Annotated in this window: 21 protein-coding genes and 4 pseudogenes; 15 read left to right on the forward strand and 10 right to left on the reverse strand. The window is 61.3% G+C overall.

Features of this window, described 5'->3' with window-relative positions; all coding sequences use genetic code 11:
• Positions 1-3: 3 nt before the first annotated feature.
• The 5 genes and pseudogenes from MVA47_RS09185 to MVA47_RS09205 form a co-directional block, all read right to left on the reverse strand.
• Positions 4-1326 carry a TetR/AcrR family transcriptional regulator gene (locus tag MVA47_RS09185; RefSeq protein WP_247207574.1) on the reverse strand — a complete coding sequence of 441 codons (1323 nt, stop codon included), beginning with the start codon at positions 1324-1326 and terminating at the stop codon, positions 4-6.
• A gap of 40 nt (positions 1327-1366) precedes the next feature.
• Complete coding sequence (locus MVA47_RS09190) at positions 1367-2590, reverse strand: CaiB/BaiF CoA-transferase family protein (RefSeq protein WP_247207575.1); 1224 nt, start codon at positions 2588-2590, stop codon at positions 1367-1369.
• Between the two features lie 46 nt (positions 2591-2636).
• A pseudogene (locus MVA47_RS09195) lies at positions 2637-3495 on the reverse strand (mycofactocin-coupled SDR family oxidoreductase).
• The gene (locus tag MVA47_RS09200) at positions 3488-5047 is read right to left on the reverse strand and encodes an aldehyde dehydrogenase family protein (protein ID WP_247207576.1); all 1560 of its coding nucleotides are present in this window, start codon (positions 5045-5047) and stop codon (positions 3488-3490) included. The pseudogene MVA47_RS09195 and the gene MVA47_RS09200 overlap by 8 nt, the downstream one beginning before the upstream one ends.
• A complete protein-coding gene (locus tag MVA47_RS09205) occupies positions 5037-5672 on the reverse strand; it encodes a MarR family transcriptional regulator (RefSeq protein WP_247207577.1) in 636 nt (211 codons plus the stop codon). Before MVA47_RS09205 ends, MVA47_RS09200 begins: the two co-directional genes overlap by 11 nt.
• A gap of 138 nt (positions 5673-5810) precedes the next feature.
• Here MVA47_RS09205 and MVA47_RS09210 point away from each other — a divergent pair, with 138 nt between their 5' ends.
• The 5 genes and pseudogenes from MVA47_RS09210 (at position 5811) to MVA47_RS09230 (ending at position 10728) form a co-directional block, all read left to right on the forward strand.
• Positions 5811-6962 carry an amidohydrolase family protein gene (locus MVA47_RS09210; RefSeq protein ID WP_247207578.1) on the forward strand — a complete coding sequence of 384 codons (1152 nt, stop codon included), beginning with the start codon at positions 5811-5813 and terminating at the stop codon, positions 6960-6962.
• Between the two features lie 14 nt (positions 6963-6976).
• Positions 6977-7189 carry a hypothetical protein gene (locus tag MVA47_RS09215; protein WP_247207579.1) on the forward strand — a complete coding sequence of 71 codons (213 nt, stop codon included), beginning with the start codon at positions 6977-6979 and terminating at the stop codon, positions 7187-7189.
• Positions 7190-7320: 131 nt separating this feature from the next.
• Positions 7321-8919: a pyruvate, phosphate dikinase gene (locus tag MVA47_RS09220; protein ID WP_281505126.1), complete on the forward strand. Its 1599-nt coding sequence runs from the start codon at positions 7321-7323 to the stop codon at positions 8917-8919.
• A pseudogene (locus MVA47_RS09225) lies at positions 8916-10429 on the forward strand (class I adenylate-forming enzyme family protein). Before MVA47_RS09220 ends, MVA47_RS09225 begins: the two are co-directional and overlap by 4 nt.
• Positions 10423-10728, forward strand: coding sequence for a hypothetical protein (locus MVA47_RS09230; protein WP_247207580.1), 306 nt, complete (start codon positions 10423-10425; stop codon positions 10726-10728). The pseudogene MVA47_RS09225 and the gene MVA47_RS09230 overlap by 7 nt, the downstream one beginning before the upstream one ends.
• Positions 10729-10757: 29 nt before the next feature.
• Here the strand turns inward: MVA47_RS09230 and MVA47_RS09235 are convergent, their stop codons facing one another.
• On the reverse strand, positions 10758-12020 hold the full coding sequence (locus tag MVA47_RS09235) for an acetyl-CoA C-acetyltransferase (protein ID WP_247207581.1): 1263 nt from the start codon (positions 12018-12020) through the stop codon (positions 10758-10760).
• A gap of 73 nt (positions 12021-12093) precedes the next feature.
• Between MVA47_RS09235 and MVA47_RS09240 the strand changes: the two genes are divergently transcribed.
• Entirely contained in the window at positions 12094-12951 is an 858-nt protein-coding gene (locus MVA47_RS09240; RefSeq protein ID WP_247207582.1) for an acyl-CoA thioesterase II, read from the forward strand.
• Positions 12952-13014: 63 nt separating this feature from the next.
• Positions 13015-13800: an enoyl-CoA hydratase/isomerase family protein gene (locus tag MVA47_RS09245; RefSeq protein ID WP_247207583.1), complete on the forward strand. Its 786-nt coding sequence runs from the start codon at positions 13015-13017 to the stop codon at positions 13798-13800.
• Here MVA47_RS09245 and MVA47_RS09250 read toward each other — a convergent pair.
• Entirely contained in the window at positions 13797-14945 is a 1149-nt protein-coding gene (locus tag MVA47_RS09250; protein WP_247207584.1) for an acyl-CoA dehydrogenase family protein, read from the reverse strand. The genes MVA47_RS09245 and MVA47_RS09250 overlap by 4 nt on opposite strands.
• A gap of 147 nt (positions 14946-15092) precedes the next feature.
• On the opposite strand from MVA47_RS09250, the pseudogene MVA47_RS09255 reads away from it, so the two are divergent.
• A pseudogene (locus MVA47_RS09255) lies at positions 15093-15847 on the forward strand (FadR/GntR family transcriptional regulator).
• Between the two features lie 30 nt (positions 15848-15877).
• On the opposite strand, the gene MVA47_RS09260 reads toward MVA47_RS09255, so the two are convergent.
• The 3 genes from MVA47_RS09260 to MVA47_RS09270 are packed head-to-tail and all read right to left on the reverse strand — an operon-like array spanning position 15878 to position 18280.
• Positions 15878-16030: a ferredoxin gene (locus MVA47_RS09260; protein WP_374474147.1), complete on the reverse strand. Its 153-nt coding sequence runs from the start codon at positions 16028-16030 to the stop codon at positions 15878-15880.
• A gap of 31 nt (positions 16031-16061) precedes the next feature.
• The gene (locus MVA47_RS09265; protein WP_247207586.1) at positions 16062-17174 is read right to left on the reverse strand and encodes an acyl-CoA dehydrogenase; all 1113 of its coding nucleotides are present in this window, start codon (positions 17172-17174) and stop codon (positions 16062-16064) included.
• On the reverse strand, positions 17171-18280 hold the full coding sequence (locus MVA47_RS09270; protein WP_247210688.1) for an acyl-CoA dehydrogenase family protein: 1110 nt from the start codon (positions 18278-18280) through the stop codon (positions 17171-17173). Before MVA47_RS09270 ends, MVA47_RS09265 begins: the two co-directional genes overlap by 4 nt.
• 271 nt (positions 18281-18551) lie before the next feature.
• On the opposite strand from MVA47_RS09270, the gene MVA47_RS09275 reads away from it, so the two are divergent.
• The 7 genes and pseudogenes from MVA47_RS09275 to MVA47_RS09305 all read left to right on the forward strand — a co-directional run bounded on the left by MVA47_RS09275 (position 18552) and on the right by MVA47_RS09305 (position 26503).
• A complete protein-coding gene (locus MVA47_RS09275; RefSeq protein WP_247210689.1) occupies positions 18552-20060 on the forward strand; it encodes a class I adenylate-forming enzyme family protein in 1509 nt (502 codons plus the stop codon).
• A 164-nt stretch (positions 20061-20224) separates the two neighbouring features.
• Entirely contained in the window at positions 20225-21394 is a 1170-nt protein-coding gene (locus tag MVA47_RS09280; protein WP_247207587.1) for a thiolase family protein, read from the forward strand.
• Positions 21395-21501: 107 nt separating this feature from the next.
• The gene (locus tag MVA47_RS09285; RefSeq protein WP_247207588.1) at positions 21502-22266 is read left to right on the forward strand and encodes an ABC transporter permease; all 765 of its coding nucleotides are present in this window, start codon (positions 21502-21504) and stop codon (positions 22264-22266) included.
• Between the two features lie 19 nt (positions 22267-22285).
• Positions 22286-23136 (forward strand): annotated as a pseudogene (locus tag MVA47_RS09290) (ABC transporter permease).
• 5 nt (positions 23137-23141) lie between these two features.
• Positions 23142-24356, forward strand: a complete 1215-nt coding sequence (locus tag MVA47_RS09295) for an MCE family protein (protein WP_247207589.1) — start codon at positions 23142-23144, stop codon at positions 24354-24356.
• Positions 24353-25372 (forward strand): MCE family protein, encoded by a 1020-nt coding sequence (locus MVA47_RS09300; RefSeq protein ID WP_247207590.1) that lies wholly within the window; start codon positions 24353-24355, stop codon positions 25370-25372. The genes MVA47_RS09295 and MVA47_RS09300 overlap by 4 nt, the downstream gene beginning before the upstream one ends.
• Positions 25373-26503, forward strand: coding sequence for an MCE family protein (locus MVA47_RS09305; protein WP_247207591.1), 1131 nt, complete (start codon positions 25373-25375; stop codon positions 26501-26503).

Genomic DNA, 26503 nt, shown 5'->3' on the forward strand with positions numbered 1-26503 from the left:
AGGTCAACCGCCGCTCAGATATCCGCGCTTGAGCATCATAAAGATGACATCGCGCACCTGTGTCCGGTCCAGCTCGGGGAGCTGGACGGCGAGGGTGTACGGAAACTCGACCAGCAAGGCCCACAGGAGAATGGTGCCGGGATGCGGCACCGCCGGATCCGGGTCGCCACGGCCAAAGGGCGAGCTGTCGATGAGGCTGTTCAATCGGGCGGCGACCAAGGCATACATCTGCTCGGCAGTGGGGCCCAACTCGGCATCTTCGACCACCTCGTGTGTCCAGATGTGCAACACCGCGCCGTGCTCGACGATCAAGTCCAGCCATTCGTCGATCCACGCCTGCCCGCCGGACTCGTTTTCGAATATTTCGCCCTGAAGGCCGTCGGCCAAGAGCTTCTCGATGGCGGTCGACGCATTGTAGGCAAGCGTTGAGAACAGCGCTCGTTGGTCGACCCAGTAGGTGTACACGGACGGCTTCGCGACCCGCGCCCGATCGGCGATCTGTTGAATGGTCGTACCCGCGTAGCTATTTTGGGCGAAAACCGCAGTGGCGGCGGTGAGTATCCGCTCGACGGTGGCGCGACTTCGCGTGGTGATCGGCTTGCGGAGGCCGGGCGGTCGGGGTAAGTCCGCGTCGGGTGTCAAGAAGTTGTTCGGTTGAGCTGACTGCCTGTGTGAGGGCTGCGCGTCCTCGATAAGGTGGTGCGGCGAGAGGATCCGGTGGAGAATCGTCGCGAGATATCGATCGAGTGCGCTCTGCGGCAATTGGGGCATTCGCGATCTGCGGGTGTATTCAGACCACTGGACGATAGACAAGACGGCGAAGGCGAAAGGCCGATACCCGCCGGCATATGCCGGCACCAGGGGTTCTAGCTGCGGCCGCACCTCTCGCGAGAAAGCCTCCAGAAAGTTCTCCGCCGGGCTGCGCAAGCGATGCTCGGCCTCTTCCGCCACCGGCCATTCGATGGCCGTGACACGGTGCTGTGCGAAAATCCGGGACAGCCCTGAGATGAACTCGTACATCACGATCTGTCCGTCGGCTCCGGTCAGGTCGCCCAGCGTTCGGGCGTGCGCGAGGAGTTCACCGCCGAGCTCATCGACGAATATGCGGAAGATCTCGCCCTTATTCTTGAAGTACTGGTACACCGATGGTCCGGACCGGCCCGCCCGCTCACCGATCATCTCCACGGTTACCGCGTGATAGCCGCGTTCCGAGAACAGGTGGCGGGCGGCCTCGACGATCTCCATCCGAGTGCGGTTCCCCAGGGCGCCCAATGTCGAATTGTTGCCGTAAGGGGAGCGCCTCGTGGGCGATTCGCGATCTGTCATACCGGTTGACGCTACCCACTGTCCGGTCGTATCCGAATACTCAGCTGACAGCGCCTTTATCCTTCATCGCGGAGATGTCATCCCAATCGACACCGAGTTCGAGCAGCAGGATCTCGGTGCTCTCGCCCAACTCGGGTCCGGGTGTCACCGCAGGGGTGTACTGGTCGAATTGAACCGGCGACGTCGCCACGGCAACTGTCTGCCCGCCGTGCAGCTCAACGTATTGGACATATCCGTTGGCCTGAGCCTGCGGGTCGGAGGCAGCTTCCTTGGGTGTCGCGACGACCGCCCACACGCCCCTTTGCGAACCCAGGGCCCGGGCGGCGGCGTCGAGAGTTAGTTCATTGAACATGTTGTCCAGTACCCTCACGCACTCGACGTTGTTGTCCTTCCGCGCGCCGGCGTCGACGAACCGGGGGTCGTCGGCTAGTTCGGGGCGTCCGAGTGCTGCCACCAACCCGGGCCAGAATCGGTCACTCTCCAACATCACCAGGGAAACGAATCGCCCGTCCGAGGTTCGGTAGGTGCTCGACAGCGGGTTGGAGGGCTTGGTGCGATCAGAAGCGGGAACCATGTCCATGCCGTACACGCTACTGGCGGAGATGTGGGGTCCCATCGACCAAATACCAGCGGCGAGCAGACTCACGTCGACAACTGGCGCCTCGCCCGTCCGTTCCCGCTGAAACAGCGCGCCGACAACTCCGCCGGCAGCGTATTGTCCCCCCTGGAGATCGCCGAAAGCCGGACCGGGCATCGGAAGTGGGTAGTCGAGCGACGCTGGCGTAGTCGCATGTGCGACCCCACTGCGAGCCCAGTAGGCGGCGAGATCGAATCCGCCGCTGTTTTTTTCGTCACCATCGGGTCCCAGCCCGCTCGCGCGAGCATAGACAAGGCGCGGATTGCGAGAACGGAGATCGTCCACGTCGATTCCGAGCTTCTCCCGGACGTCAGGTAGATAGTTCGTCAGGAACACGTCCGCGGTTTCGATTAACTTGAGGAAGGCTTCACGGGCTGCCGGTTGCTTGAGGTCGAGGCCGATGCTCCGCTTTCCGCGAGACGTCGCCTCCCACATGAAGTTCGCTTCGCTCGTGCCGCCCAGAGACAACAACCCGCCGGTGACGAGACCCCGCATGGGATCACCGTGCGCGGGGTGTTCAACCTTGATGACTTCCGCGCCCCAATCGCTGAGCACCACACCTGCCGACGGCATGAAACCCCAAGTGGCGAGTTCTACCACTCGGATGCCATTGAGAATCTGACTCACCTTGATCGTCTCCGCTCGGAATCGTTGACCGGCGTTCTTTCTGCTGTCACTGCTTCCACGGCACGGCCTTGACATACGCACCGGCATCGACATGCAGTTGTGCACCTGTGACATACCGTGATTCGTCAGACGACAGGTATAGGACGGCCTGCGAGATGTCGGTGGGCTCAACGTAGGGCACCGACATCGCCTGGAGCACGGGGAACGCAATTTCCGCATCCTCGCGTGTGGGATTTTCCAGGTCAGGGCGGAAGCTCCGGTACATCGGTTCGCTCTGCAGCATATCTGTGTTGCAATTTCCCGGATGTATGGCGTTGACCCGCATGCGGCGGGAGCCAACTGTAGGGCGAGATCGTTGACGTAGTGAGCAACCACGCGTTTGGCAAAGCTGTAACCGGCGCCGCCCGCGCCTTGATTGGAAGTTCCGCCGAGGAATCCGGCAAGCGAACCGGTGGCGACGATCGACGCGCCCGATTGCAGGTGCGGCAAAGCGGCGTGCACCGTGTTGAGCACCCCGACGAGGTCGACATCGACCGCGTCGGTGAACGCCATGGGGGGAGCCCTTTGGTCAATGGTGCGATACCGGCGTTTGCCACGACGATGTGCAGCCCGCCCAGGTCGGAGACCGCCTTGCTCAGAAATGACTCAATTGCCGCGCGGTCGCGCACATCGATGACCGCCGAGATGACCTTGCGCCCCTCCTTTTCTACCAGAAGGCGAGTTTCTTCGAGGTCCTCCGTGCTCGCCAGTGGGTACTTGTTGGACTCGATGTCCTCGCAGAGGTCGATGGCGATGATATCGGCACCCTCGGCCGCGAGCGTCACTGCGTGACTTCGCCCTTGGCCGCGGGCAGCCCCCGTTATGAAGGCGACCTTTCCGGCCACCCGTCCTTTGCTGTCAGTCATGCAGTTGACCTTCCTGGTGCGCAATCCACGCAATCGACTTCGTCTCGAGGTACTGCTCAAAGCCTTCGATGCCGTTCTGCCGGCCCACGCCGCTTGTCTTGTAGCCGCCGTAGGGGGAATCAGCGCCGTAATACAGCCCGCCGTTGATGGAGATTGAACCTGTTCTGATCCGGTGCGCCACCGCGAGCGCACGTTCGGTCGAGGCAGAGAAGATGCTGCCTGCCAATCCGTAGGGACTGTCGTTGGCGATCGCGATAGCGTCTTCCTCCGAGTCGTACGCGATGACCGTCATCACCGGTCCGAAGATCTCCTCACGCGCCGGTGTAGACGAATTGTCCAAGCCGGCAATGACGGTCGGAGAGACGAAGAACCCACCGGACAGGTGATCGGGCAGTTCGGGTGCGGACGTTCCACCGGTGGTCACTTGCCCACCCTCGCTGACGCCCTGGGCAATGTATCCGAGAATCGAATCGCGCTGACGGGCGCTGATCACCGGTCCGACGTAGACGCGGGGGTCTGCGGGGTCACCTATCGATAGTGATTGGAAGACATGGGTGACGAAGTCGACAGCCTCGGAATACCGGGCACGTGGAACGAGGAGCCGCGTCGACAGCGCGCAGCCCTGTCCCGCGTGGGTGCAGGCCTGCGCGGCATGCGGCAGCGCCGTCGCGAACTCCGCGTCGTCGAGCACGATCATCGCGGACTTGCCGCCGAGTTCGAGGAACGTCCGCTTCAGGTTGCCGGCAGATTTTTCGACGATCCGGCGTCCGACCCCGGTGGACCCGGTAAACGACACCATGTCTACCCGATCGTCGACCGACAGAATCTCGGTCACCGAGGCATCGGGCGTCGGCAGAACTTGCAGCACGCCCGGGGGTATATCAGTCTTCTCCGCGACGATTCGACCCAACCGTGTCGCATTCCAAGGGGTCAGCGACGCCGGCTTGAGGATCACCGAATTGCCCGCAGCAAGCGCGGGCCCCAGCTTGTTGATCACGATCTCGAACGGGAAGTTCCAGGGCGTAATCGCCGCGACGACGCCTACTGGCTCCTTCCGGACTGCACGTGAGCTCCGCACTCCGCGCAGCTCGGACGTTGGCAGGGTGCGTTCCCACTCGAAGTCCTTGATCATCTGCATCGGAAAGCGCAGGCCGTCGTCGAGCGGCCAGTCGAGCTGCGCGGTCCGGGTCATCATGTGGGGCGCTCCGGCCTCGGCGATCAACTCGTTTCGAAGGTCTTCGACCTCGGCGTCTAGAGCCTGCTGTAGTTGCTGAAGGCAGCGTGTCCTCAGATCGCGATCGGTCGACCAGGAAGACTCATCGAATGCGCGGCGGGCGCCCGCGATCGCCCGCTGCATGTCAGAGGCGGTGGCGGCCGACGTCGTTCCGAGCACCTCTCCGGTGGCGGGGCTCACGTTGTCAAATGACTCACCTGTCGAGCTCTCCGTCAGTTCGCCGTTGATGAGGAGCCGATGTTCGCCTTGTGCCGCAGCGAGCTTGTTGATCTCGGGGCTGCTGGACGGGGCCAGGGCCGGGTGTGAGTCAGCCGGCATGACCGGCCGCCGCTTCAACCGCCCGGGTCTTGCCGCTGACAGAGATCAGTTCCTCATGGAGCTCGAACCATAGGGTGTGATACGAGTCCAGAAGGGGACCCGAGATCCAGTTCTTGTCACCGGCAACGATATTCGTGATGGCGGCCTCGAATAGCAATCGGTAGTGAGCGAGTCGGGGTATCCGCTCGGCGATCTGATCGAATGTACGTGCTGCCCGCCCGTGGAATTGGACGAGCCGGGAGATGATCACAGCGTCGTACTCGTCGTCCCGGTGGTCGTTGGGCGTGTCTTCATCACGCATCTGCCACGAGGTGATGAGCGCCTTGAACTCGGTGTTCAGGACGCTGAAGTCGCCGTACGCCGCGTCGACGGCGGCGGGGTCGAGTGCATCTCTTTCGATGTTCAGCATCTCTTCGAGGTGGCCTCGGCCCTCGGACCCGAGCCGGACCTTGCCGGCCGGATTTGTTGTGATCAATTCGGCTACTTGCAGTTCGGAGACGGTATCGGTCAACACGTCGGCAGGTAGCGCCAGTCTCTCGACCAGGGCTTCGAGGTTCGTGCGTCCTTTGAGCCTGACTGTCTGTAACACCTGCAGTTTGCAAGCATCGTCGGAAGTGGGGTGCACTGTTCTCCTCCAAGATTGTGACATGCGGCACTTGTCGACTATGATGTTAGAAATTGGTGGGGTCGTCAAGCCCGGCCATGCGAGACGCCAAGGCCTGGCGCCCGCGAAAACTCACGTCGACGATCTCGAGGAGCACCGATGCCGCTACGCGACCACATGCAGCTGATTTCCACCGATGATCATCTGGTGGAGCCGCCGAATCTGTGGGTGGACCGATTGCCGGCAAAATACGCGGAACTCGGTCCGCACATCGTGGAAAAAGTTCTGCACGAGGGAAACCCGCCGGCGCAGGTCTGGCGTTACGACGGGACTGAACACCCGAACATCGGCTTGAACGCCGTCGCAGGTAAGCGACCTCAGGAATACGGGGCCGAACCGATAAGATTCGATGACATGTTGCCGGGCTGCTACCAGGCTGCGCCACGAATTCGGGATATGGATGTCGACGGTGTCGAGGCGGCACTGTGTTTCCCGTCCTTTCCGAGATTTGCCGGCACGCGGTTCGCCGGGGCCAAGGACAAGGACCTGGCGTTGCTTTGTGTCCAGGCGTGGAACGATTTTCAGACCGACGAATGGGCGGCAGCCGGTCCGGAGCGGATCATCCCCATGAACATCCTGCCTCTTTGGGATACTGACGCATGCGTCGCCGAGATCCATCGCACCGCGGCGAAGGGAGCTCGAGCGATCAGCTTCCCGGAAAACCCTGTGCCGCTAGGGTTGCCGTCCTTCTATACTGACCATTGGGACAAGGTGTTCAGTGCGGCCGAAGAGACGTCGATGCCGTTGTGCATGCATTTCGGTAGCTCGGGAAACCCACCTTTCACCTCCAAGGAAGCGCCGATGGCGGTGATGATCGCACTGTTCGGCTGCAACTCGATGTACGCGACCGCTGACCTGGTCTTCTCGCCGGTATTCCATCGACACCCGAACCTAAAGATCGCGATGTCCGAGGGTGGTATCGGATGGATTCCCTACATGCTCGAAAGACTTGACGAAACCTGGGAACGTCACCGCTGGTATCAGAACATCAGTCATGACGCGCGACCGTCGGATCTTTTCCGTAAGCACATCTATGGGTGCTTCATCTCGGACCATGGTGGCATCAAGAATCGGCATGAGGTCGGCATTGACAACATCACCTGGGAATGCGACTACCCGCATTCGGATTCGAACTGGCCCAACAGTCGCAAGGTGGTCGAGGAAATGATGCTCGAGGTCCCCGACGAGGAGGTTCACAAGATGGTGGAACTCAACGCGCGAAAGCTGTTCAATTTCCCACGAGTTCAGTAGGCGAGGACGTCCACATGGAACCAATTGATGCACCGGACTGGGTCGATCAGGACCTGCTCACCAGATCTGACGCGGCCGAAAGACTTGACGCCGAAATTGCCGATGACCGTGAACGTCTTGCGGGCCTCGAGGCGGCGCATGCGCAGCAGAGTGCATTGACGCTTGTCCAGCGCCGCATCGACGCGATGTCGGAAATGGCGGCCGAGCTTCGAGCGGACACCGACTGACAATCACCCATGCCAGCCCACCGACAGACGATTTTCCAGAATTGAGGTTGCCTCGAGTGAACCAGGTATCTCCCGCACAAACCGACGACGCCACGTACAGCCTGACCGATCGTGTTTCGGCCCCGCCGCGATTGGTGGATCTGGACAGGACTGTCCAGCTGGGGCGAAAGATACTCGGGGGCAAGGCCGCCGGCATCGTCGCAATGCACGAAATGGGTCTGCCGGTGCCGCCGGCCTTCGCGCTTACCACGCCCGTCTGCGCACGATTTCAGGAGTATGGACCCAAGATCGTTGATGAGCTGTGGTCCGAGGTCGAGGCCGCGATCGGTCGACTGGAGACGTCGACGGGCAGGGTGTTCGGCGGGGCAGACAAGCCACTGTTGGTGTCGGTCCGGAGTGGAGCACCCGTGAGCATGCCAGGGATGATGGATACGATTCTCAACCTGGGTATCAATGCCGACGTCGAGCGGGGGCTCGTCGCATTCGGTGGCGAGGAATACGCGTCTCGTACTCGGGAGGCTTTCGATCAGCAGTTCAACCGTATCGTCGGCGAGGCGCCGTCAGCCGACCCGTGGGATCAGCTTCGCACCGCGATCGTCGCAGTGTTTCGTTCGTGGCGTAGTGAACGCGCATTCGCCTATCGCCGCAGCCGCGGAATCGAAGATATCGGCGGGACCGCCGTTACCGTGCAGGCGATGGTCTTCGGGAACTTGAATGAGAAATCCGGTACGGGCGTTTTGTTCACCCGCAACCCCGCAACCGGTTCCGGCGAGCCGTACGGGGAGTGGCTGTCACGAGGCCAGGGTGAGGATGTCGTATCCGGTACGCACACGCCGGAACCCATCGATTCTCTGGAGGTCTCTATGCCGGCTGCGTATCAACAGTTGCTTGAACACGCCGCACGGCTCGAGGCAGCCACCGGTGACGTGCAAGATGTCGAATTTACGGTCGAAGACGGACGGCTGTGGCTGCTCCAGACCCGATCGGCGAAGAGGTCACCGTTCGCGGCGGTGCGAATAGCGGTCGGGATGCAGGAATCGGGGAGGATCGACAAGGATGGCGCGCTGCGTCTGGTGACACCCGAGCAGGTCCGTCAGGTACTGCTGCCGCAACTCGACCCTGTCGATGTGAAGAGTGCCGAGATATTGGCCTCAGGTCTTGCGGCGTGTCCGGGATTCGCCTCGGGGGTTGTGTTCGATGATCCGGATCTGGCCGAAGATGCTGCCGAGGAGGGTGTTTCGGTGATTCTGTGCCGGGAGACGACCAGTCCTGACGACGTTCACGGGATGATCGCCGCCAAAGCGCTTGTAACCGAACTGGGTGGCCGGACGTCTCATGCAGCGGTGGTCAGCCGGGATCTGGGGTTGCCGTGTGTGGTCGGGTGTGGGAGCGGAACGCTTCGTGGGTTGACGGGTTCGAAGATCACCGTCGACGGCAGCGCGGGGACGATCTACGCCGGCGAGTTAAAATTGTCCGCGCGATCGGAGTCCACCGATCCCGATCTCGCGAAACTGTTGACGTGGGCTCGCGAGCGCACATCGCTTCGGGTCTGGACTCCGGACGAGGCCCCGGCAGACGCCGTCGACGGAACCTCGTTGACGTCTGCCGTGGCGGTAGAGGCGGCACTGTCAACGGGTGTGACAGACGTTGTCTCCGACCATCCGTTGCCAATCCTGTTACACGCCATTGCGGTTGAGACGGATGCGACGGGGCGGGGTGAGGGTCGATGACTGTCTCGTTGTTGCTCGAGATGGCAGTTTCCGGTCACCCCGACCGCATCGCGCTCGTCGAGGGTGAGCGAACGATAACCTATGCGCAGCTTGCTGCGCAGGCCTCCGCGGGGGCGGATCTGCTGGCCGAGACCGGCCGACGAAGTGTCGCCTACCTCGGTGTGGGTGGCGCCGACTTCGTCATCGGGTTGTTTGCTGCCGCAGCAGCCGGGCTACCGTTCGCACCGATCAATTACCGGTTGTCAAACCAGCAGGTGTGTGCCTTGATCGCACGACTTGATGACCCGGTGATTCTGGCAGACCACGACTACCTCGATGTCGCGCGACAGGTTGGGACCGATGTGGTTGAGGTCACCGCGTTGAGGGACGGCGTCGATGCGGGTCATTCGCAGGTCGCGCAGCAGACGGCTTCGCCGACCGCGGTAGTTCTGTACACGAGCGGAACCACCTCGGCACCCAAAGCCGTTTCGCTCAGCCATGAAAATCTGACGAGCTACGTGATGCAGACGGTCGAATTCGGCCACGCCGCCGATGATGAAGGCGCCTTGATCTGTGTTCCGCCCTACCACGTGGCGGCATCGGGACGATTCTGACCAACGTCTACGCAGGGCGGCGGATGGTCTACCTGGCAGCATTCGATCCGGCAGGATGGTTGGATATCGCCGAGCGGGAACAGGTGACGTCGGCAATGGTCGTCCCGACCATGCTCGACTCGATCGTGAAGGAACTGGGTGATCGACAGGCGTCGGTCCCGTCCCTGCGCTCGCTGGCCTACGGCGGCGCGCGAATGCCCAGACCAATACTGGAATCGGCCCTGTCGGCGTTTCCTGATGTTGGCTTCGTCAACGCGTACGGATTGACCGAGACGAGTTCGACGATCGCGGTCCTCGGCCCCGATGACCACCGCCGGGCGCTGGAGTCCGACGACCCCGAGATTGCCGCGAGGCTGTCGTCGGTCGGACAACCGGTACCTGGCATCGAGATCAAGGTCACCCACGAGGACGGAAGCATCGTGCCCGACGGTGAAGTCGGTGAGCTCTGGGTTCGCGGTCCACAGGTGTCTGGTCACTATCTCGGGATCGGCTCCGTGCTTGATCCCGACGGGTGGTTTCCGACAAAAGACAGGGCCAGCGTGGACCTACACGGCTACCTCTACGTTCATGGCCGCAGTGACGACACCATCATCAGAGGCGGCGAGAACATTGCGCCTGCCGAGATCGAGGACGTACTCGTCGAGCATCCCGACGTTCGCACCGCGATCGTAATCGGGGTCCCGGACGACCGCTGGGGAGAGCAGATCGTAGCGGTCGTCGTGCCCCAGACCGGCGCCATCCCGGACGCCGAGAGCCTTAAACGGTTCGTCCGATCGCGGTTACGAGGTTCTCGCACTCCGCAGCACGTATTCGTCCGGGCGGGACTACCCGCGACCGCAACCGGCAAGTTTCAGCGAGGGCTCATTCTCGCCGATGTGACACAAAACGAATTGATCACCCAGGAGTCTGAATGTTGAAAAGTGGTGCCCGACTACGCAGCCAGGTGTGTAGCACCGAGGTCATCGTGGTGCGGGCTGGATCTGTCGACCTCACCCTGACATGTGGCGGTCACCTGATGATCGCGTTGGGGGACGATCCCGACACGGGTCTGGTGCTCGACGGCGGATTCGCCTCGGGTGCCGCGATCGGGAAGCGCTACACGGATGGTTCGGGGTCTGCGGAGATACTGGTGACCAAAGCCGGCGCAGGCACTCTCGCAATCGGCGGTATACCACTGCAGTTGAAGGCGACAACACCACTACCATCGAGTGACTGAATGCCTCTCGAGGATGTGATGCGGCGCGGTCAGTCCGCCATTCGCTCCAACACCATTGCCATACCCTGGCCGCCACCCACACACATCGTCTCGACGCCCACGGATGCGTTGTGCCAACGCAGTGAATTGATCAGCGTTGTCGCGATTCTGGCGCCGGTCATGCCGAACGGGTGCCCGACCGCGATCGCTCCGCCATTGATGTTGACCTTGCCCATGTCGAGGTCCAGTCGACGGCAACTCGCGACCACTTGGGAGGCAAAGGCCTCGTTGATCTCGAAGAGGTCGACGTCTGCGATCGTCATACCTGCGCGGGAAAGAGCCTGCCGGGTGGCATCGACCGGTCCGAGGCCCATGATTTCGGGCGAGAGCGCGGTCAGGCCGGTGGACACGATTCTGGCAAGTGGGTCGATTCGGAGTTCTCTGGCTCGCTGATCGCTCATGATCACCAGTGCCGCCGCCCCATCATTCAGTGGACAGGCGTTCCCTGCAGTGACGGTTCCCTCGCTTCGGAAAACGGGTTTGAGTTCGCTCAGCTTCTCGACCGTGCTGTCGGGACGTGGGCAGTCGTCAGCGTCGACCGTCGATCCGTTCGGCAAGGTGTAGGGCGTGATCTCGCGGTGCCAGAAGCCTGAGGCGATGGCACGCCCGGTCCGCTGCTGGGATAACGCGGCGAACTCGTCCTGATCTTTGCGGGAGACGGCATCGATCTGTGCGACGTTCTCTGCGGTCTGGCCCATGGCTATGTAGACATCCGGCAACTCTCCGGACTCTCTTGGATCTGACCAGCTTTCGATGGCTCCGGCCGCGCGTGCCCGACTTCGGGACTGAGCCGCCGCGAACGCGGCGTTGACCCACGGGTTCGCAGCGCGGTCGCGTGGATCACGGTCCTCGGGCACCGGTGGACTGTCGCTCGTGCCACGTCGCGATCGACTGACAGTCTCCACTCCGGCGATGACGAACACGTCGCCCTCGCCGGCGCGGATCGCGTGCATGGCCATCCGAGCGGCCTGCAGACTTGACGCGCAGTATCTCGTCACAGTCGTCCCGGGGACCGAGTCCCAGCCGAGTAGCACTGCGACCACACGGGCCAGATTGAATCCTTGTTCTCCGCCGGGCGCTCCGCATCCCACGATCAAGTCGTTGATCTCAGTGGGGTCGAGTTGCGGTACCTGCTCCATCGCGCTCCGTATTGCCGCGGCGGACAAGTCGTCACCACGCGCTGCCGTCAGGGAGCCTTTGAACGCTCGTCCGATGGGTGTGCGTGCAGCTGCGACGATTACGGCTTCGGCCACGGAGGTACCACCTTTGAATTAGACTACGGATTCGACTATATTAGATCAATCCTACTAGCAAGCTTGGAGTTCGATGTCGGCCACTTTAGATCTTTTGATCGAGTTGCTCGACGTCAAGCAACTCGATGAGAACGTGTACGAGGGAATGACGCTTGACGGGTCGCTACCGCGCGTGTTCGGTGGTCTGGTAGCCGGACAAGCGCTCAATGCCGCCTCGAAAACGGTGTCGGCAGGGAAGATTCCCATCTCGATTCGCTCTGAGTTCTTACGACCGGGTAGGCCGGGTGAATCGATTCGGTATGAGATCGAACGATCCCGCGACAGTCGCGCCTTCTCGAATCGGAGGGTCAGCGCCTGCCAGGCAGGCAGGCTCATCTTCGAGATGCAGGCGTCATATCACCATCCGGAGGCAGGCCTGAGTCATCAGTACGATGCGCCGAGATCGATTGCGCCGTTGGATACACCACGGATCGCCACGTTGGCGGCGCTGAGTCCCGATGAGTGGCCGAGCCTTTACCGGGATTGGGAGTCCATGGAGATTCGCTATGTCCCAAAGAAACACATTGCCGGAGAGGCCACCGACACCGGCGTGGCGTCGCATTCCCAGGTGTGGCTTCGAACCAACGGCCCGGTTCACGGTGGTCAGGCGTTACACAGCAGCATTCTCGCCTGTGCGTCAGATCTCACGTTGCTGTCGGTTTCGCTTGTTCCGCACGGGGTGTCTCATGCACATCCTGGATTCCTGGTCGCGTCATTGGATCATTGCCTCTGGTTTCATCGGGAGTTCCGGATGGACGAGTGGCTCCTCTATGACCAGACTTCACCCTCGGCGCACGCGGGCCGAAGCATCTGCCACGGGCGATTCTTCACCGAGGGTGGACTTCACGTGGCCACCGTCATGCAGGAAGGCCTGGTACGGCGGGTGGGATGACGTGCGGGGCAGGCGCAGCAATGGGTTTTTCAGTGTAAACGGTAGAACGAGAAGGGTGTGATGATGAGCGTTCAAACAGTGCTCAAGATCGAGAATGACGGGCCGGTTCGGATCATCACAATGAACCGCCCCCGCGACTTCAACGCAGCAGACGCGCAGATGCACCGTGAACTGGCGAGTGTCTGGGACGAGGTTGCACTGGATGCGTCGGTGGGTGCGGTGGTGCTCACAGGCGCGGGGCGTGCGTTCAGCGCAGGCGGTGACTTCCCCAGGATGATTGCAACGCAGAATGACCCGAGCATTCAGGATGAAGTCTTCGGCGAGGCGCGGAGAACGGTTCTGGGTATGCTGAACCTGCCGCAGCCTCTGGTCGCCGCCGTGAACGGTCCCGCGGTGGGACTGGGGGCGAGCCTCGTGGCCCTCAGTGACCTGGCGGTCGCTGCCGATGACGCGTTTCTCTGCGATCCGCATCTGGAGGTGGGCCTGGTTCCTGCGGACGGTGCGGCGTTTTTGTGGCCGCTGATGGCAGGACTCTCCCGGGCGAAGGAGTTTGTCTTCCTCGGTGAGCGGATCAGTGCCGCCAGCGCGCTGGAGTTCGGACTGATCAACCGCGTTGTACCGCGAGACGAGACTCTACCGGTGGCCGTCGAGCTTGCACACCGGCTCGCTCAGGTGCCCCGACGTGCGATGCAAGACACCAAACGTCTGATGAATCAATCTGCTGCACAGATGGTTTCGACGTCCCTGGACTACGCAATCGCCGCTGAGCGACAGAGTGTCACCTCGCCCGAGCACGTCGCGAGGGTTGCAGCCCTCGTCGACGGCTCGAGGAAGCGGGCGAAGGGTTAGAAACCGAGACCTTTACCGACGATGTCAAGCATGATCTCGTTGGTGCCGCCGTAGATGCGCTGGACGCGTGCGTCCCGCCACAACCGTGCGATCTCGTATTCGTTGATGTAGCCGTAGCCACCATGCAATTGTAGGCAGCGATCTATTATCCGCCATTGGGTGTCTGTCGCCCACCACTTGGCACCCGCGGCTTCGTCGCCGGTCAGTGAATTGGCATTGACGGCCACGATGCACTGATCGATATAAGTCTGCATCACGTTCACTTCGGTGTGCATCTGTGCCAGGGCATGTCTGTTGACCTGAAATTCTCCGATTGGCTGGCCGAATGCTTTGCGTTCGTGGGCGTATTCGGTGGACAACTCGACCGCCCGCTTGGCCTGCGCCACGGCGTGAATGGCGATACCCAGACGCTCGGCCGGCAGATTGCGCATCAGGTGGTAGAAGCCGCGGTTCTCCTCGCCGATCAAGTTCTCGACCGGCACCCGGACGTTCTCGAAGAACAGTTCTGCGGTATCCGCGGCCCGCTGTCCGATCTTGTCGAGCTTGCGGCCTCGGGTGAAGCCCTCCATGCCGGTCTCGACGACGATGAGACTGATCCCCTTATGGGGCTTGGCTGCGTCGGGGTCTGTGCGACACACGACCACCACGAGGTCGGCCAGAAGGCCGTTGGAGATGAAGGTCTTCGACCCATTGACGATGTAATGATCACCATCGCGTTTGGCGGTCGTCTTGATGTTGGCCAGGTCAGATCCGGCGCCGGGTTCGGACATGGCGATGGCTGTGATGTATTCGCCCGAAACGTACTTCGGTAGCCATCGGTCCTTCTGTTCGTCTGTGGTGAGGTCGCGAAAATACCCGGATAGAATGTCATTTTGAACTCCCAGGCCGATGCCGACCGAACCCGTCGCGTGATACTCCTCGTTCAGGATTGCGTTGAACCGGAAGTCCTGAATGTCGGCTCCGCCGAACTTCTCGGGCATCTCCCATCCGATCAGGCCCAGCTTGCCGGCTTCAAGCCACGCACTTCGGTCGACATAGCCGCGGTCCTCCCACTCCTGGCTGTTCGGCGCACACACCGTTTCGAAAAACGACTTTGCGGTGGAACGAAACTCGTCATGCTCGGGCTCGAATATGTTTCTTCTCATGAGGGACCTCCTGGGGTTGGACAGCGCTCCGGCAACCGAGGCGGACATCACTTTCAATTAGTCCAACAGTACTACTGATTCGACTGGTGAAACAATCGAGTGTCATAGTATTGACGAACATGCATATCCGGTCCGGAAAGGAACACAGTGCCTTCTGCGCAGAAGTCCGCGATCGTCAAGATTCCAAAGGCGGGTGAGCTCGTCGCCACCGAGCTGCGGCGGAGAATCATCACCGGTGAGGTGGAAGCCGGTGCACCACTGCCGACCGAGCCGGTGCTGATGGAAGAGTTCGGCGTATCCCGGGCCACCATGCGCGAAGCGTTCCGAATTCTGGAATCAGAATCGATCATCACGGTCCTTCGTGGCGCTCGCGGGGAGCGCGGGTTTTAAAGCCAGATGCCTCGGTGGCGGCGCGCTACACGGGGTTGCTTCTGCAGTACGAGGGGACGCCGCTCAGCGACGTGTACGGCTCTCGAACTGAACTCGAGGTGTCCGCGGTCGGCATCATTGCTGGTCGGCGGGGTAACTCCAGTCTGAATGGGTTGGAGGACCTCGTGCGAGAGGGTGCAGCCTTGGTCGCCAACGAAAGCGAGTTCGCCAAGTACAGCCTCCGATTCCACCTCTCGGTGGTGGAGAGCGCTGGAAGTTCGACGTCAACAGTGCTGGCGAAGATCCTTTTCCACATCATCGAGGCTCACAATTCGATATTCATCGAACAACACCCCAGGGGATACGAGGTCACAGCCAACAGATCGGCCCAGCGCGCTTACGTCAAGCTGGTCAAGCTACTCCGAGAAGAAGACGTCGAAGGTGCGCAGCGCCATTGGCGCCGCCACCTCGAGGCGGTTGAGAAGTTCATGGTCGGCGACGGCGACACGACCTTGGTCGAGGTACTCAACTGAGTCATTAAATATGATGGCTCAGGTTGAGGCTCACGATCGGCCCCTGCTAGTTTCGAGGATGATGGCCTGTTCTGGACATGCCGCGGCACCGTCGCGGGCCAGCGGTTCGAGTCCGGGCGGCACCGGGGCGCGGTCGACAGTGCAATACCCGTCGTCGTCTATGTCGTAAATGTCGGCCGCCACGGCGAAGCACTGTGCATGACCTACACATTTCTCACGATCGACTGACACTCTCATAGTCGACTCCTTCCTTGTCGTCTGCGGATATGCGCCCCGACGTGATGAATTCCCAGATGCCGTTAGTTCCACTGTCGAGCACCATGTTGCCGAGGATCCGCTCCCACGCTCGCTGTCCCCCGAACTCTGACCGCCAGGCCAGGGCATGAGTGGTGAAATGTCTGAGTCGATGATCGAGGGTGAAGCCGATGGCGCCGTGGACCTGGTGCGAATTGCGACTGACGGTGGTCGCCGCGCGAGCCGCCTCGATCTTGGCTGCTGCGATTGCACACTTTGTCTCGGCGGCCTCGAAGCCGTTACGTGCGGCAGTGTCCACGGCGTACTCGCTCGCGGCCTTTGCCATCGCGACGGATCCCGCCGCCTCGGCGATCAGCCCCTGCACTGCCTGGAACCGCCCCAACGGGCGACCGAATTGAACTCTCTCGCCCGCATGGGTCACCGACAGGTCGAGCGCCCGTTGAAGCGCACCGCACGTTTGGAGGGATCGCGCGAGTGCGCCGCGCAACCAGAACTCTGTCTTGAGCTCTGAGGTCTGCTCGCGAATCTGTTCCTTGGGCAGTGTGTGATTCAGCACTACCCTGCCCGAAGGGTGTCCGCCGATGTCGTGTTGTGTCGTGACAGAGAGATCCAAGGCCGGAATGTACGCGACCACGCCGCTGCCGGCGATCACTAGCCCCGCGGCCGAGCTGATCCACGGAACGTGGGTGATCTCTCCTGTCACTCTGGACCCATTGACAACGACGTCGGCGGAAGCGCAGCTCAGCGGCCCCGACGGCACCGGAAGGCCGACCGACCGCAGCATCCATGACGCGAGCAGGTCGGTTTCTGCGATCGGGGCAGGTGCGCCGTGGTAGCCGCAACTCTCAAGAACGACCGCCAGCGCATACAACGACGCGGCGCTGCCGCCCTCTGTATCCGGAGTGGTCAGCAATGTGAGCCCTGAGCCCTCGAGGGTTCTCCACAGAGTCGGATCGAAATCGATTGAGACCTGTTGGACATCGAGGACGTCTTCGGTCGCCGTGCCGAATATGTCGTCGGCGACTTCCCGGAGTGCTGCCAGGTCGGACGGCTCTTCGCGTGGATTGTTCATCGCAGACCCATTCCACGTGCGACCACACCGCGCAGGATCTCACTGGTACCCCCGCGCAAGGTGAAGCCGGGGGTGTGCAGAATCCCTTCCGCCAACAATCTGGGGAAATCCTTGTCTGAGGAGATATCGGGTAACGCGTCGTCAAAAGTTGTAGCCGCAACCTCGACCACGGAGGCTTCGTACTGTGTGCCGAGGTCTTTGACAACAGCGGCTGCCAGGTCTGCGGGCTCCCCGACGGACAGGCACCCGGCAATCGATGCAGAAAGCTGACGCAGCGTCGATAGTCTGGATATCAGAGCGCCGAGTTCGGCTGTCGAGTCGTGAGCGTTCGGCCTGCGCCGCATCTCGTTGGCAAGCTCATCGATGAGTGGTGTCGTCGACAGTAGTCTTTCGGGGCCGCTGCGCTCAAAGCCCAATTCCGAGGTGACTTGGGCCCACCCCTGCCCAGGGTGCCCCAAGACCATGTCGTCGCCGACGAACACGCGGTCCAGTACCACTTCGTTGAAGTGATGTTGGCCGGTGAGAAGCCGGATCGGCCGAATCTCGATACCGGGTGCGTCGAGTTCGATAACGAACTGGCTCAGGCCGCGGTGCCGCTTGGTCGTGTCGAGTGGCTCCGTGCGGGCCAGGACGAAGAATGCATGCGCGTGGTGGGCGCCGGACGTCCACACCTTGGTACCCGAGACCTCCCATCCTCCGTCGACTTGGACTCCGCGGGTTTGTACGTTGGCGAGATCAGATCCGGATTCCGGTTCACTCATACCGATGGCGAAATAGCATTCACCACGTGAGATGGCGGGAAGGTAGCGCTCGCACTGGTAACGATTGCCGTACTTCGTCAATGCCGGCCCGACCTGGCGATCGGCGACCCAGTGGGCGGCCACCGGTGCGCCCGCGGCGAGTAGCTCTTCGGTTACGACGTATCGGTCGAGGTGGCTGCGACCGTGACCGCCGAACTTCTTCGGGATCGTCAAGCCGAGCCATCCCTGGTCGCCGAGTCGCCGGCTGAATGCCGGATCCCAGGACGCTATCCACGAGTCGACATGCGCCTGCCATCCAAACTCTGCCTGATCCTGGCGGATGAACTCCCGTACCTCTGCGCGCAGTTCTCGCGTGTGGGGGGAAGTGCGTTGTAGGGGGAACGATCCCGATGTTCACCGCGTTGCCTCTCGGCTCGTGGATGGTCACTCAGTAAGTCGAAGTGTTCTACTCTTTAGACCATATACCAATGGATTGGGATGCCGCAGACGGATCCGGGCGGAGGAAGAGGAGCTGATGAGCGCCACGTCATTTGGGCTACCGCCGTATGGTGCGCCCGAGCGGGATGATCGCGCATATCTGACAGCGATCACTCGAGAGGCACTGTGGGAAGGATCGGTGGCATCACTGCTACGACAGGTCGGGAGTGAACACGGAGACAATCGCGCACTGGCTTGGCTCGCGAATACCGGGGTGTCCGGTATGACCTGGTCTCAGGTGCTGGCCGAGTCACAGGCCGTGGCACGAAGACTGTTGCAACTGAATCCTTCTGGAATGAGGGTGGCGATCGCGGCGCCGAACAGCGTGCAATGGGTGACCGCTATGTTCGGCTGCGCTTTGTCCGGCATGGCGATTGTCCCGCTCAATGCCGGGTCCAGCCCGGCCGAGGCCGCACATGTCCTCCGACAATCCGAAGTCGGTGTTGTGCTGGCGGTTTCTGTGTTCGCGGGCGCTCCAGTGCGTGATGTCCTGGTGAAAATAGCCGAGGAGCTTCCACTGAAACCGCTTGTGCTCGATCTGATGAATCTTCTCGACACCGGTGAGGGCAGCGAGGTGCTTGCCCACGAGCGGATCGGCACCGACGAGTTCTTGATCCAGTACACGTCCGGGACAACCGGACATCCGAAGGCGGCGGTCCTGTCGCACACCGCAGCGGTCAATTCCGCGCGGTTCTACGCAGAGGGCGCGTTGGCCGAGGTCGGTGATGGCTGGTTCAATCCGTTGCCACTCCATCACGTCGGCGGAACTGTGGCCGGAGTGCTGTCGGCACTGTGGACCGCCGGAACCTACGTGGTCATGGAACGTTTCAGATCGCAGGACGCGATCCGGATCGTCAAAGAAATCCGGCCCGAGATCCTGGGGATGGTCCCGACAATGCTGATCGACCTGTTGGCGATGCACGAAGTCTCCGAAGCCGACTTCGCAAGTGTCAAGACTGTCGTGGGAGGAGCGACCTCCGTTGATCCGGACCTGATCGAGGAGATCGAGCGTCGCCTGAGCATTGTGTTCCTCGTCGGCTACGGGCAGAGTGAAGCACCTTGTCTCACGATGAGTATGGCGTCAGATCCGACGTTGATCAGGACCAGAACCCTAGGACACCCACTTCCTGGGCGGGACTATTGCATCGCAAGAAGTGACAACTCGATCGCCGAACCCGGAGAGGTCGGCGAGTTGTGCATGCGGGGTCCACTGATCATGTCCGGCTACCTGCAGGACGATGGCGAGGTCACGAACGTTTGCGACGAGAACGGTTGGATCCACAGCGGAGACCTCTGTTCGCTGGATCGTCGGGGTGTCTTGACCTTTGCGGGCAGACTTCGAGAGGTCATCGTCCGCGGCGGATCGAACATCTACCCCGCCGAGGTCGAAACTGTGATCTCGGAGCACTCGTCCGTGGCCGCGGTTGCCGTCTTCGGATTGCCTGATGCGCGACTCGGGGAGCGGGTGGCGGCCGCGGTTGTGCCCACCGTGAGCGGCTCCATCACGCCGGATGGCTTGCATAGCTTCACTTCCGAGCGCCTCAGCAAGCACAAGGTTCCGGTCGAATGGCACATCGTCGACGAACTCCCGGTTACGAGCACCGGGAAGGCGCGGAAGCACTTGTTGCAGAAGCAATTTTCGGAGTGAACGCGGAACGTAACTCTGGTTATCAGCTACGTCCCCCTCGGGGGACGCGCGCCTCCTTGCGTTTGTGTGACTTGGCCCATATGGTCTATCTAGTGACCTAATTGATTGCAAACCTGGTGTCCACACATTCGGTCGCCGGACGAGCCCCTTGATGGAGAATCAACATGCGTGATGCAGTTATCGTTTGTGCAGTACGCACCCCGGTCGGGAAGCGGAATGGTGGCCTGGCCGGTGTTCATGCCGCCGACCTGTCAGCCCTAGTCTTGCAGGAACTGGCCCGGCGGTCGGGCATTGATCCGGCGGTAGTCGACGACGTCCACTGGGGAAATGTTCTCAGCGTCGGCCAGCAGTCGGGGAACATCGGGCGGATGGCGGTTCTGGCTGCGGGCTGGCCAGAATCGGTCCCGGGATTCACGATCGACAGGCAGTGCGGTTCGTCCCAGCAGGCGATCTCGACCGCGGCAGCCGCGGTCGTCTCCGGTCAGGCGGACGTCGTCGTGGCCGGTGGCGTCGAAATGATGTCAGCGGTTCCCATGGGCGCGTCTTCGGTCGAAGGTACCGGTGAGCTCGGTGGTGAGGCAGTTGAACGGTACGCGGTGCAGTTGCGGCAGGCGGGGTTCAACGGTCGATTCAACCAGGGGGCCGGCGCCGAGCTGATCGCGCGCGAAAACCACCTCTCTCGTACCCAGCTCGATGAGTACTCGCTCAAGTCGCACGCCCTGGCGGCGGCCGCGGTGGACAGTGGAGCGTTCGACGACGAGATCGTGAGCGTCCCAGTTGGTGGGCAACGGATCAGCGCCGATGAGGGTATCCGTCGCGGATCGACGTTGGAAAAGCTGGCCACCCTGAAGGCTCCCTTTGTCGAGGACGGCGTAATCACCGCCGGCAATGCGTCGCAGATCTCCGACGGCGCCGCAGCCGTGCTTGTCACGACCAGCGAAAAGGCTGATCAGCTCGGGCTCACCCCGATGGCGCGGGTACACACGGCAGTGGTCACGGGCGACGATCCGGTGCGAATGCTGACGGGGCCGATCCCGGCGACGGCGCTGGCGCTGGCACGTTCGGGACTGACCATCGACGAGATCGACGCGTTCGAGGTGAACGAGGCATTTGCGTCGGTTCCGCTCGCCTGGCAGATGGCCACGGGTGCAAAGATCGATCGTCTCAATCCACTCGGCGGGGCGATTGCATTGGGGCACCCCCTGGGATGCTCCGGAGCGCGGCTGGCCACGACTCTCATCCATCATCTCGCGCGCACAGGCGGACGGTACGGCCTGCAGACCATGTGTGAGGGCGGTGGCACGGCCAACGCGACCATCTATGAGCGACTTTAAGAGAAGTTAACACAGCTAAGAAGTCCAATGGTTTTCCTAATTAACGTGAACTCTTACTCCGAGATCGATGCGCGGGAGGCTGGCGTGATGCGCGGTGGCCCGACCTCATGAGCGTCCGTTTCCAGCCGGTACTGGCAGCTGTCGGGGGTCTGTTCGCAATGACGTTCGAAACGTTCAAGGCTCTGGGCCGGCTGCCGTTTCAATGGCGCGAAGCGTTCATCCAGGGCTGGTTCCTTGTCACCGTCGCACTGGTGCCCACCCTGTTGGTGGCACTCCCCTTCACCGTGCTGGTGATCTTCACGCTCAATATTCTGCTCGTCGAGTTCGGGGCCGCGGATCTCTCGGGTGCTGGTGCAGCACTCGGGGCCGTGACCCAGATCGGTCCGCTGGTAACAGTTTTGATAGTCGCGGGCGCAGGCGCCACAGCCATCTGCGCGGATCTGGGCGCCCGCACGATCAGGGAAGAGATCGATGCGATGCGGGTACTCGGCATCGACCCGATCCATCGATTGGTGGTTCCCAGAGTGGTTGCCTCATGTGTCGTGGCGCTCTTGCTCAACGGGCTCGTCGTCGCCATTGGCCTTGTCGGTGGGTACTTCTTCTCGGTATACGTCCAGAACGTGACTCCGGGCGCGTATGTTTCGAGTTTGACACTGGTGACCGGGCTTCCGGAGGTGGTCTTGTCGGAACTGAAGGCGGCATCGTTCGGGTTGATCGCGGCTCTTGTCGCGTGTTACCGAGGACTGACGGTCAGTGGAGGTCCCAAGGGGGTTGGGACCGCGGTCAACGAGACAGTCGTGTACGCATTCGTGGCCTTATTCGCAGTGAACGTGGTTCTCACGGCTGTGGGCGTCAAGGTCACTGCAGGTTGAGACGGGTGGGATAGAACCGATGACGGACATCATCCAGACCAGATATCCGCGAACGTGGCGCAGAATTTCGGCTCCGACAAACGCGTTGCGGGGCTTGGGCAAGCAAGCGGTCTTCTATCGCGACGCGGTCCGGCAGATTCCGCATGCGCTGTCCAGGTACACCATGGAGACAGTTCGCCTCATCGCCGAAATCGGAATGGGGACCGGCGCTCTTGCGGTGGTGGGCGGCACAGTGGTGATCGTCGGTTTCATGACCTTCTCCGCGGGAACCCTGCTCGCCATACAGGGATTCGCCTCTCTCGGCGACATCGGCGTCGAGGCCTTGACCGGATTCTTCGCCGCGTACATAAACGTCCGGATCGCTGCACCGGTCACGGCCGGCATTGCGCTGGCGGCGACCATCGGCGCCGGAGCAACGGCGCAGCTCGGCGCCATGCGAATCTCCGAGGAGATCGACGCGCTCGAGGTGATGGCGATCAACTCGATGTCCTATCTCGTTGCCACCCGGATGATCAGTGGTGTCATCGCAATCATTCCGCTGTATTCGATCGCGGTGCTCATGTCGTTCCTGGCATCTCGCACTTACACCATTTTTGTCAACGGGCAATCTGCGGCGTCTATGACCACTACTTCGCGACGTTTTTGCGTCCCGCTGACCTCGCATGGTCATTCTTGCAGGCCGTTGTGATGGGCATCGTGGTGATGGGGATCCACAGTTATCACGGGTTCAACGCCTCAGGTGGCCCGGCGGGTGTGGGGGAGGCGGTGGGTCGTGCGGTGCGGTCATCGTTGATCGCTGTTGTGATGGTGTGCCTATTGGTGTCGTTGGCCATCTACGGCACCTCCGGCAATTTCAATCTGGCCGGGTGACGCGCGTGAAACCGTCTGTTGCGAGAAGAGTGCGCTCGCATCGTAGTGAGCCCAACTACCTCGCTGCCGGCGCGGTGCTGTTGGTCCTCATCGTGGCGCTGGTGGTGGTGGCAATCGCATCTTTCCGCGGTGACTTCAAGAAGGAAGAACATCTGACCATCGAGTCGGACCGGGCGGGCTTGGTGATGAACAAGGGCGCCAAGGTCAAGTTGCGCGGCGTCACCGTCGGGTCGGTCGACAGTGTGGAGATAGTCAACGGCACCGCTGCGCTGCAACTGAATATCGATCCGACCAGCTTCGGTGACATTCCTGCGAACGTCACCGCCGAGATCAAGGCATCGACGGCGTTCGGCGCAAAATATGTCTCGTTGATACCGCCGAAGAATCCGCACACCCAGAGCGTTCGGTCCGGCCAGCGAATCGTGTCGAACAACGTGACGACAGAGGTCAATACGTTGTTCGAAAATCTGAACGGGGTGATGAACAGCATCGATCCCGCGAAACTCAATTTGATTCTCGGTGCTGTGTCGGGTGCTCTGCGCGACCGCGGCGCCCAACTAGGGGAGACCATCACCGACGCCAACCGGTTCTTGTCCCAGACGAATCCGTCAATGGATGCGCTGCAAAACGACTTCAAGTTGTCCGCCGCCGTGACAAACACGTACGGCGATGCGGCATCGGACCTGATCTCGTTGCTCGACAACGCGACTGTCACATCGAATACGATTGTGGACGAGCAGACAAATCTCGATGCGATGCTGGTCTCGGCGATAGGTCTGGGGAATTCTGGGTCCAATCTGTTGCGCGCCTCCGGGACCTCATTCGTGGACGCCTCCCGGCTACTCGTGCCGACGACCGCATTGCTCGAAGAGTATTCGCCCGAGTACAAGTGCGTTGCCGACCAGGCAGCCTGGAATCTCGAGTACGGTATGGGCCGATTCGGTGGAAAGAACAACGGGTACTCGATTGACCTCGACGTCGCGTTGCTGGCGGGTGACAATGGATATACCTACCCCGGCAATCTCCCGAAGGTCGGAGCTCAAGGCGGTCCGCGCGGTGCCCCTGGGTGTTACTCGCAGATCAGCGCCACCAATTATCCGGCTCCGTACCTGGTGATGGACACCGGGGCCAGCATCGCCGATGCGACCACACTAGAGCCGGGTAGTCCACTGTTCATCCAGTACTTGTTCGGGGATGCGGTCGGAGGTGGATCGCGATGAAAATCGGTGGAACGATAGCGAAGTTCATGGCGTTCGCGACGGTGATGGTGCTCGTGCTGGCGATATTGGTCGTTGTCTTCGGGCAGTTTCGATTCGGTTCATCGAACAGTTACAGCGCGCGCTTCACGTCGGTGTCGGGTCTCAAGAGCGGCCAATTCGTTCGCATCGCCGGAGTGGACGTCGGGCGAGTGAAAGAGGTGAGGGTTGTCGACGGAACAGCGGCGCAGGTCGATTTCACTCTCGATTCGTCCGTAGATCTGACTCGCGCATCCCGGGCGGCGGTCCGTTATCAGAACCTCATCGGCGACCGGTACCTGGAAATAATGGAGGGCGCCGGCGATCCGCTGCGGTTGGCTCCCGGAGGCCAGATACCGATTGAACAGACTGCTCCAGCTCTCGATCTGGATGCCCTCATCGGTGGGTTTCGTCCCCTTCTGAAAGCGCTTGATCCGGACCAGGTCAACACAGTCTCGATGTCACTGGTCCAGGTGTTTCAGGGGCAGGGTGGCTCGATCGCAAGCATTCTTCGGCATACCGCAGAGGTGACGAACGCTCTGGCGGACAGGGACGCCCTGATCGGGTCGGTGATCAAGAACCTCAACGATCTGCTCGGCACGGTGTCACGGCACAACGAACAGTTCGACAACGGAATCGACAAACTGCAGCAACTCATCAGTGGGCTGTCCGAGCGTTCGGACCAGCTGACATCGGCTGTAGCCGGGATATCAAACGCCTCGGAGACGATCGCGTCGCTACTCGACAAAACGCGGCCCGACATCGCAAATGACGTCAGTCAGATCAACCGCGTGGCAACGACGGTCAACAATGATTATGACTACGTCGACAACCTGTTGACTGAACTCCCGCAGAGCTACAGAACGCTCAGTCGCCTCGGCCTGTACGGAAACTTCTTCACATTCTTCCTTTGCGATGCCACGTTGAAAGTCAATGGCCCCCAGGGTGATCCGGTGTACATCGATATTATTGGCCAACGAGCGGGGAGGTGTACGGCGTAAGTGAAAAATCTCCAAGTGGTCAACGCCCGGATGGGTACGTTGGGTATCCTGCTGACTTTGTTAGTTGTGCTCGCCGCGCAGAACTATGACAAAGTGCCCCTGGTTTCATCGCATCTGGTTTACAGCGGCTACTTCGGCGACACCGGAGGTCTGAAATCCGGGGATGGAGTGCAGGTCGCCGGCATCAAGGTCGGGACAGTTGCAGACGTCAGCATCTCTGGCGACAAGGTCAAGGTGGAGTTCTCGGCCGACGGGATGGAACTCGGGTCTCAGACCGAACTCGCGATCAAAACCGAAACCGTCCTGGGTACCAAGTTTCTGCAGATCAACTCACGCGGTATGGGCAAACTCGATCCGGGCCAGGTGGTCCCGCTGTCGCGAACGACCACCCCCTACCTGTTGACCGACTCTCTGGCAGATCTGACAAATACGATTTCCGATCTCGACACCGAACAGGTGACCACCGCGATGGAGACGCTGGGTGACACACTCCAGAAAACTGCTCCGAATCTCGAATCCGCCCTCGACGGCGTCAATCGGTTTTCCAATACGATCGGGTCTCGCGATGATTTGATACAGAGCCTGCTTTCGAACGCGGAGTCGGTCACAGGCGTTCTGTCAAGACGTTCGGAACAGGTCAACCGCATGATTCTTGATGGCGGAGTGTTGTTTTCGGCGCTTGACCAGCGGCGCCAGGCTATTGACGCACTCTTGGGCAACATTGTCGCCGTGACGCAGCAGGTGCAGGGGCTCATCGACGAGAATCAAGCGCAACTGCGCCCCAGTCTGGACCAACTCAACCGGGTCGTTGAACTGCTCGACCGTCATCGGGGCGATATTCAGGCTTCTTTGAAGCCGTTGCAGCAGTACGCGACGTCGCTCGGCGAGTCGGTCGCGTCCGGACCTTTCTTCAATGCGTATGTGATGAATCTGCTTCCGGGACAATTCCTGCAGCCGTTCATCGACGCCGCCTTCGAAGGTGAGGGTATCGACCCCAGCAAGCTCGGACAGACGACCTACCCGGTCCCCTGCGGTGACAACACCCCTCCCGGAACTATTCCTGCCGGCGGAGACGCACCGGCAACAGGCGACGGTTGTCCCCAGGGCATACCCCGTACAGGTGGAGGATAG

This window comes from Williamsia sp. DF01-3 (assembly GCF_023051145.1).
In the GTDB taxonomy this organism is placed as follows: domain Bacteria; phylum Actinomycetota; class Actinomycetes; order Mycobacteriales; family Mycobacteriaceae; genus Williamsia.